7 protein-coding genes and 1 pseudogene are annotated in these 8,130 nt (G+C 41.0%); 1 reads left to right on the top strand and 7 read right to left on the bottom strand.

All coding sequences use genetic code 11. The features are described from left to right. Nucleotides 1–93: 93 nt before the first annotated feature. The 5 genes from AACT19_RS15795 to AACT19_RS15775 all read right to left on the bottom strand — a co-directional run bounded on the left by AACT19_RS15795 (nt 94) and on the right by AACT19_RS15775 (nt 6,095). Nucleotides 94–2,202: a peptidase domain-containing ABC transporter gene (locus AACT19_RS15795; RefSeq protein ID WP_076647229.1), complete on the bottom strand. Its 2,109-nt coding sequence runs from the start codon at nt 2,200–2,202 to the stop codon at nt 94–96. A 2-nt stretch (nt 2,203–2,204) separates the two neighbouring features. Beyond that, nucleotides 2,205–3,512 carry an HlyD family secretion protein gene (locus tag AACT19_RS15790; RefSeq protein ID WP_228607571.1) on the bottom strand — a complete coding sequence of 436 codons (1,308 nt, stop codon included), beginning with the start codon at nt 3,510–3,512 and terminating at the stop codon, nt 2,205–2,207. 49 nt (nt 3,513–3,561) lie between these two features. Next, on the bottom strand, nt 3,562–4,140 hold the full coding sequence (locus tag AACT19_RS15785) for a hypothetical protein (RefSeq protein WP_076647223.1): 579 nt from the start codon (nt 4,138–4,140) through the stop codon (nt 3,562–3,564). Nucleotides 4,141–4,251: 111 nt separating this feature from the next. Beyond that, nucleotides 4,252–4,746 carry a hypothetical protein gene (locus AACT19_RS15780; RefSeq protein WP_076647220.1) on the bottom strand — a complete coding sequence of 165 codons (495 nt, stop codon included), beginning with the start codon at nt 4,744–4,746 and terminating at the stop codon, nt 4,252–4,254. Next, nucleotides 4,737–6,095, bottom strand: coding sequence for a TcdA/TcdB catalytic glycosyltransferase domain-containing protein (locus tag AACT19_RS15775; protein WP_076647218.1), 1,359 nt, complete (start codon nt 6,093–6,095; stop codon nt 4,737–4,739). The genes AACT19_RS15780 and AACT19_RS15775 overlap by 10 nt, the downstream gene beginning before the upstream one ends. 329 nt (nt 6,096–6,424) lie before the next feature. Between AACT19_RS15775 and AACT19_RS15770 the strand changes: the two are divergent. Then, nucleotides 6,425–6,872: pseudogene (locus AACT19_RS15770) on the top strand (transposase). Nucleotides 6,873–7,090: 218 nt separating this feature from the next. Here AACT19_RS15770 and AACT19_RS15765 read toward each other — a convergent pair. Further along, nucleotides 7,091–7,402 (bottom strand): hypothetical protein, encoded by a 312-nt coding sequence (locus tag AACT19_RS15765; protein WP_228607570.1) that lies wholly within the window; start codon nt 7,400–7,402, stop codon nt 7,091–7,093. A gap of 2 nt (nt 7,403–7,404) precedes the next feature. Continuing rightward, nucleotides 7,405–7,599 (bottom strand): hypothetical protein, encoded by a 195-nt coding sequence (locus AACT19_RS15760; protein WP_228607575.1) that lies wholly within the window; start codon nt 7,597–7,599, stop codon nt 7,405–7,407. Between the last annotated feature and the right edge of the window lie 531 nt (nt 7,600–8,130).

Here is an 8,130-nt window from a genome sequence, read left to right as displayed (position 1 = left end):
AATTACGCAACAAAGCCTAACAACCGCCCAAAAACCGTAAGCCCATCTAAGCCTAGGATTAGGTAGGCATTGGTTCATTGGTGTTGATGCTGGCTATAGTCTAATCACGCGATCGGCTGATGCAATCGTCTCTTTACGGTGAGCAATAATTAGTCGGGTCATATTCATCTTACGAATGTTAAGGTTAATTTGATTTTCGTTGTCAGTGTCTAAGTGGCTCGTCGCTTCATCTAAACACATCACTTGGGGTTGTTTATACAAAGCACGAGCAAGAAAGAGCCGTTGCAATTGTCCACCGGAAAAACTATTTCCCATATCGCCAACTAAAGAATGAAATCCCATCGGTAATCGTATGATTTCATCCAGTATGTTAGCTTCTAAACAACTTTGTTCCAAACGTTTAAAATCATAATCAGACTCAAACATCGTAATGTTTTCGCATATGGTTCCGGAAAACAAGACATCGTCTTGCATGACACTCCCAAACCGACTGCGATAGTCATGCAGGGCAACATCGTTAATTTTTACACCATCAACATATATGATCCCTTCCTCGGCAGTCAAAATCCCTAACAAGAGCTTCATTATCGTCGTTTTTCCTGAGCCTGAAGGACCGACCAATGCCACGCATTCCCCTGGCATCACCTCAAATGACACCTCTTTTAACACCCAGTCTAAATTGTCTGCATATCGGAAGCTGACATTATCAAAGCGAATGTGACCGGATAGCTGTTTCGGTAAGACCGCTGCGGCGGGGACAATTTCACGCTTTTCGAACACGATATCCGATAATCTTTCCAAGTGCAGTTCGAGTAATTTAAAAGAAAATACCTTATCAATAAAGTTTGTCATACTGGTGGTAAATTGCGTTTTGTAGGCAATAAAAGCAATTAGCATCCCAACTGTCAGCTGAGCGTCCATTACGGCTAAGGCGCCAAAATAGACAACAAGAATGTTTTCAACACCAAATAATAATTTGTTTACATGAGACTCCGCGATGTGAAGACGGCCTAGCTTGATCTCCGCATTAATTACTTCAGCAAATCGATTCAGCCACATGTTTTGGCGATTAGTTTCATTACTAAACAACTTGATTGTTTGCATCGCTCGCAACGTTTCTAAGAAGTTAGAATCTTCTTTTGCTGACACGAGAATCAGTTCTCCTGTTAACCGGCGGTTAGGGTAATAGAAAGCAAGCTGTACAGCATAAGACGCGGTTACAACAGCAATAACGATGGCTGCGAGTTTCGCGTTGTAAAGAAACATCATTACCAGAACGACCATTGCCATCAATCCATCAATAAGCGACTCAACTAACCCAGTTGTGAGCATGTTGCGAATAGAAACGATGGAACCAAATCGAGAAACGATATCGCCAATATGACGACTTTCAAAGTAACCAATGGGCAACCGCAAGAGGTGGTGGAAAAGATTAGCCCCCATTTGTATGCTCATCATGCTATTAAATTTTAGAATAAACCAACTTCTTAACGTGCTTACGAACACCTGTACAAACAAGAGCAACATAAAGCCAATTGCTAACACTAGGAGCAACGGTTGGTCATTACTTAGTAGCACAGAATCAATGACCAACTGCATATAGTAGGGAGAGAGCAGCGCGGCAAATTGCATCACGACAGACAAAAAAACAAGTGACACTAATGCACGTTTGAACCCCTCTATCCTCTCCCACAGTTGAGAAATTTTCAAGGTAACCTGTATGTCTTTCTTCTTGAAGCTCGTACTCGGAGTGAGCTCTAACGCAACACCAGTGAAGCTATTGCTTACATCTTCGAGGCTCAGTTTTCGTTTTCCCACAGCTGGATCGTTCACAATCACTGCGTTTCTGGTGACCTTGGTTAAAACAACAAAATGGTCCAAATTCCAATGAAGAATACAGGGTGTGGAAAGATGGCGAAGGTCTTCTAACTCACACTTTACTGCACGTGAAGAGAGCTGAAGCTCGCTTCCAATGTCCATCATATCTTTCAAGCTCATTCCTTGAGTCGTAGAGAGAGAGTGCTTCCTTAACGAGGCGATATCCACTTTGAATCCGTAGTAGGAACAAATCATAGCTAAACAGGCCAATCCACACTCAGCCATTTCTGATTGCGTAATGAGGGGAACCGATTTAATCGATGAGAACGACAATAATTCTATAGGGTTAAGTGCTTTAACAGCTGATTTGGGTAGATTAAGCATGATTATCCCAGTTTTCCTTTAATTGCATAAATAGGATCCAGAAGCCATTCAAGTAGGCTGCGTTTTTCTTGAATAATATCGGCTTCAGCGATCATACCGACTTTTAGAGGAAACTGTTTTCCATACGCGGTTATCGCTTGGGTCGCCAGTTTTGCTCTCACACGATACATCGCTTCCGTTGTTTTGATCGGAAACACTTTATCGCTAGGAAGTACTAACGCTTGATCAATATTCGTGACCTGACCTTTCACTAATCCAAACTTTTGGTAAGGGAAGGCGTCAAATCTAATCCTGACCTCATCACCCAGTTGGACGAAGCCTGCGGAACGAGTAGGCAATAGTAATTCCATTTCCAGCGGTGAGTTTTGAGGAATGATATTAAGTATAATCGTGTCAGTCGTAAGATAAGATCCCACAGAGGGTTGAATCGCGGTGACCATGCCAGATTCAGGCGCGGTAATAACAAACTCATATTCGTTGTCTAGTTCGATCCGCCGGGTTTCTAGCTGAGAGATCCCCCTTTCTATCGTCGTTTTTTTTAGAAATCTTTGCTCAGGTAGCAAGACTCTGGCGGACTGAAGCGCGTCAATCTCGACGAGTACCGACGCCAATTCTTTTTCCAACCGATCAGACGACTCTAACGCTTCTAAATACTCTTCATGTACTGCTGCCAACTCAGTCGACGATAGGTAACCTTTGTGGTGAAGGCTTTTGTTCTTTTTATATTGTTGTTCTTTGAGACCCAAACGCAACAAACTCGTTGCTTTTGCTTTTTCAATCGCTTTGAGGCTTCTATTCCTTTGCTTCAATTGGGTGTCGATTCGACGTTCCTCTTTGTCAAAGATCGCGGCTTGAATGCCCAACTCAGACTGGAGGGCTTGACGTTGCAGTTGAAGTTCATTTTTCAAAGCCATGGAAACATCGACACCTCCAGTCATACCTTTACTGTCTCTAAGCTTCGCAACTGGTTGGTTACGCTCCACATTACTGCCTTCTTGAACAAGTAACCGCACCAATACCCCCTTTCGGCCAGAGACTACCTTAATGACACCTTTGGAGGGTAATAAGTAACCTTTAACCGTTTCTTTTCGCGAATAACTGCATTGGGACAGGTAAATAATGACAGTCAGAAAAGTGATAAAAATGAACAGATGTAAAGGATAACTCGACAGTCGTTGATGAATAATGATTTTTCCTGTGAGGCGGTTTTTATTTGCCTCCATGACTTCTTTACGAAAGATCATTCGCTTCTCTTTTAAAAAAGGGAAAGACCATAGTTGTCCTTCCCTTACCGAAATACGTGGAGGCATTAAGCCTTCACCTAATCCTCGTTTTTCATGAGCTTATGCCCAGGAATTACTACTTCTGCCAAAGTGCTTGCCAATCTTTTTGTTTACACACACAACCAATTAAGAAACAAGCAGGCTCAACGACTAAGCGTACCGCTTTACCGCGTAAAGAGCCTTTTTCCACAATTTTCATTTGATAAGCCAGTTCAATCGCTCGATACTTGGCAATTGGGTACATGATTTTTTCAGCTAGAGGACTCTTGCGCATTAATTCGACGTACGGAATTGCCCAGTAATGGTAGCCACGTACTGTGGTCTCTGACAGATGGTTTTGCGTGTACTGAAGGTCTGCGCGCCAAACTTCAGCATCAAGCATTCCTTTACGATAGAAGTGAGTACAGATAACGCGGCTGCTACCGCCACCGCCACCGCCGCCTCCACTGTTTTTACCCGCTTCAGATCCACAGCCACCTGAATGATTCATATTAGTCCCCATATTGCCGTTTTGCGCATCGCGAGCGCCGGAGCCACAGCCTCTATCGCCACCAAGTGCGGTGTTCAGTGCGTCAGATCTACGCGATCCCCCAACCACATGCTGGGTATCGCTTGGATCTAGTGCCGTAATTTTACTACATTCTACTTTTTTCATAGTTATACTCTTATAGTATGATTTGCATTAGGAATTGAAAAATCGCTTAAGAACAATGCGACCATATTCAATCCCACCGATATTGAAAAACTTATTCGTTATAATTTATCTTCATTTGATCTTTTTACACTGATATTTTTCGGTAAAGTTCTGAGTCATTGAAAGTTGTGAACCTGTAAACTCTAGTATCTTGAATTTTTCATCAGTCGTTTCTTCACAATAAGATAGTAAAGCACGATAAGTGGCATCGTCTTTATTTTTACTTACTTTTTCAAGTGTACAAACCTTCTGATTTAAAACCAGATCATCGTTGTCTAGGTTATATTTACCTTGTTCATCCAAGATATAGAATTGATTTCCTGAATTATTTTTTCCATAGATCGTTAAAGATAACTTTGACGTGTATTTATTATCATTTTCGAAATTGAATTTAATGTTGGATTTGCCACCGCTCGTACCTTTATAGTATTGACAGTCCCACTGACCATTTAAATTATCGCTTAATCCATTAATATTACCTAATTTATAGTAATTTTCCCCACACTGATATATTGCTAGCGCCCCTAAAATAATACCCAATGGGATTAATGCTTTTTTTACATCCATGAAGACCTCATATGTTCTGGTGTATAATTAATTTGATGTTGAAACCCTAAAAAAGAACGATTTACGCGAAACAGATATGATACTGAAAAAGGCGATATGAACTTCGGAACGTGGCACACTTCATAGAGCAAACCTAATAACACTTCATGGATTAAGCATGGGCCAGTTAGCATCAGTGTTACATCCGTTCCTTGATTACGAGTGAGTGAATCAAAGCGATATCTGTCTAACCGAGAAAGGTACTCATCAACTTTCTTCTCTTTGGATAGGGTTGAGAAGAGCAAATTGTTACTCTCAAGGTATTTGTATCGACGAGCCATTTCACGCAGAACAATGCGGGCTGTTCGACTGCCCTTGTGCGCAACCAAAACATTGTTGTTCACCTCATAATATCGATTGATCGTAGCAATTTTCATAATATCGCGGTGGACATACACAGGTTTCTGAGAAAACAGCGCTTTGGCATTGTTTGTGGCTCGTGTTTTTAAAGCTTCAATGAACTCGCAGTTCCCCACTTCTTCTTCAATCTTAGCGACACACACATTTCGTTTCTCAGAGCGTCGCTTGAGCTTTCTAATTTCCCTCAATAGGTATTCGGACTTCAAAATGTCGATAATATTTTCGTTCAATGATCCATAACTGGCGGCGAGTCCTTTGTACACGGCTCGGTGCGATGGCAAAGTATCGACGTCAACATACATACCACCATCTCTATATAGCAGACTTAATCTCAATATATCCGAAGCACAAGCTGCGTTGTGTCTTAGCGTTAATTCGTTAAAGTACATACGTCTAAGACGGTCATTATAAAAGACATCATTTAAGGCACTTATATCAATAATATTAATAATTTTCCCTAATGCATGAATTTTTAACCTCGCAAGTTTTAACGGCTGACTTAAATCGATATCAATAGTACTGGCAATATGGAGAAGGGCCTCATCAAATGATTTCCCCTTAGATATAATATTACCGATCTTGTGATAAAATTCGTTTTGATGCTGGATTATCGTTTCTGCTGGTGTTTCATTATTAATATTATTGTAAATGTAAAATATTTCTTTAAGATGATTAAAGAGTAGAAATTGGCTATCAATATATAGATATAACTGGTATCTATCTTTAAAGCAATCATTCCAGAACTCTATGTATTCTAAAGATCGTGAGTTTATGTTTCCAATCCAAATGAAGAATACACGATATATTTCCTTGACTTCACTATTTATTATTGTTTGTTTCTCATTTATGGAATCAATGATTTCAATTATTTTGTCTTCGTTGTCAACATCCACAAATTTATTTATTGAATTAACAATTCTATCAAAATTAATGTTGTTATAGGCGCTCATGATTTTATTTCTTTATATTTCAACGAAATGTAAACTATCCCAAAACACAATAGCTAACAATAACCACAATGAATGTATTGTCATTATGTGACTCCCTCAGCAAATGTAATTAGAAATATTGATTGTATTGTTTATAGTTTATTACTTATTTATATATGTATTTATTTGTTTTAAAGGTTTAGGTTCTAACAGACGTTTTTAACTAATCTGTTATTAGCATCAGTCGGTAGAGAACGGCACTGACTGATCCCCTCATAATGGCTTTGTTGCGTAATTCAATGGAACTAAATCTACAACCTACGCTCACTTCCACTCCCTCTCGTAGCCCTATGCCTAGACCTCGTTACAAAACAACCAACTGGAAGCAATAAATACAACCAATCACTCATTAACCCTGGATCCCTGACCTTTTGGATTGATGAAGAAGCGATAAGTAGCTGGGCGTAAAGCAAACACAATAAGCGCGGAAGGCCACGTCGGTTCAGTGATTTAGCTATCACGACGGCGCTTATGACACGAGAGCGTGTCACGATACGATTAAGCGAGCCGTTTCGCTTATTCCTCCAAGAGAAGGGGCAGCCAGAAGTTATATGGCTCAAATACGTATTGGAAAGAGCGGTATGGTTACCAAACAGTGATGAATCGAGTTAAACAGTTGCTGGTGGTCGATTAAGCTTAAGAAATGACAATGCACAGGTAGGTGAAACTTACGCAATGATAAAAGCGCGGAATAAGCTTACTGGGTTAGGTATGCCTGCAACTTGTCGTGTTGGCTGAAAAACATACGAAACGGGGCAACTCTGTCTCTACACTGAATTACGCAACAAAGCCGTTGCCTTCCTCTAGTATTAAAGAGTCGGTATACCCAAACTCATTCACCAAAATATCATGAATCTTGACAGCCTTAATCGTGGATTCAAAGTCAGTTGAATTCACTCTAACCACGTGCATGGATATATCAGCGGATACTGTAGACCGAACTGTCATGTAACCCCCTAAGCGCCAAAACGCACATCAAAACAAAATCCTGAGCACTTAAACGTCCCCTCTCCCGTTGTCACAAATCGCAACGCGGGAAACACAGAACCGTAAGTGGTGTAAAGAATGATGTAATCCGCTCGCTCGTGAAGAAACCATTCACCAAAGCCAGCGCCATTTAATTCGATGAAAAAGTCACGGATTTCATGGAAAGCAAAACGACGCGACCCCAATAGCGGAAACTGCTGCTTGATAGCTTCAACGAACCCTTGGTCTTTTAACGCTGCGATATCAGCCTGCTGCTCGGGCGATTGACGACGACTGAACATTTTCAAACGCTGGATTTTGAAAACCCAATCATACTTTTTTTTGCCTCATCACGACACTTTTTGACTTGAGAGCGCAACTTCAATACCGCCAAAGGACTAGAGATATCATTTTTTGGTGAGCTTTCGTGCCCCAGCGGCGAAACGCTGGTCGATGAATTTGAATTAGAGAGAGTTGGGGTTGAGTTTTGTTGCGCCATGAGAGTTTCCTTTCTGTTTGAGTATCACTTTTCGGAGCCGCTTGGCTGTCCGCTCTCTCAACATCGTTCTGCTTTGCAAGGGCGCACAGCGGCGAAGCCTCCCTTGTAAAGCAGATTGTGGGGAGAAACGGTTAACAGCCTGCATGCCCGAAAATGATGCGAGTGAAAGAAAATCGGCGCATAAGAAAACAAGCCCTTACACGAACTTATTCGAAGACAGAGAGAACAACGAGGAGGGAACGACAAGGCGCTATGACTCTAAGGACAATAACGGGGTTCAAACAAAGCCTAGCCGCAGGGGAACCAAGGCAACGATAAGAGTCATGGTTAAAGACACGTTTAAAGTGTTAGTCTTTACAAGGAGAGAAGGCCCAGAACAGGTAATAAGACGCTTCAGGTGTCATGTTCATCCGTGCTAGAAGTTAAGTCCAAACTAAGGCTCTATGAAATGTCTTAAAATAGATACAGAGCCTTAAAAGCAAATATGTATTACATAGGTAATACATATTCAATTCATTTTATTAATCAACT

This window comes from Vibrio sp. 10N.222.47.A9, from assembly GCF_963872585.1.
Lineage (GTDB): Bacteria > Pseudomonadota > Gammaproteobacteria > Enterobacterales > Vibrionaceae > Vibrio > Vibrio splendidus.
The sequence above is the reverse complement of the archived record's forward strand: the minus strand, read 5'-3'. Positions and strand labels throughout refer to the sequence as shown.

Bases quoted from the DNA above. Each gene is read 5' to 3' on its own strand.
- AACT19_RS15785 (WP_076647223.1), bottom strand. From the start codon at position 4,140: ATGAAAAAAGTAGAATGTAGTAAAATTACGGCACTAGATCCAAGCGAT.
- AACT19_RS15790 (WP_228607571.1), bottom strand. From the start codon at position 3,512: ATGCCTCCACGTATTTCGGTAAGGGAAGGACAACTATGGTCTTTCCCT.
- AACT19_RS15760 (WP_228607575.1), bottom strand. From the start codon at position 7,599: ATGGCGCAACAAAACTCAACCCCAACTCTCTCTAATTCAAATTCATCG.
- AACT19_RS15775 (WP_076647218.1), bottom strand. From the start codon at position 6,095: ATGAGCGCCTATAACAACATTAATTTTGATAGAATTGTTAATTCAATA.
- AACT19_RS15795 (WP_076647229.1), bottom strand. From the start codon at position 2,202: ATGCTTAATCTACCCAAATCAGCTGTTAAAGCACTTAACCCTATAGAA.
- AACT19_RS15780 (WP_076647220.1), bottom strand. From the start codon at position 4,746: ATGGATGTAAAAAAAGCATTAATCCCATTGGGTATTATTTTAGGGGCG.
- AACT19_RS15765 (WP_228607570.1), bottom strand. From the start codon at position 7,402: ATGTTCAGTCGTCGTCAATCGCCCGAGCAGCAGGCTGATATCGCAGCG.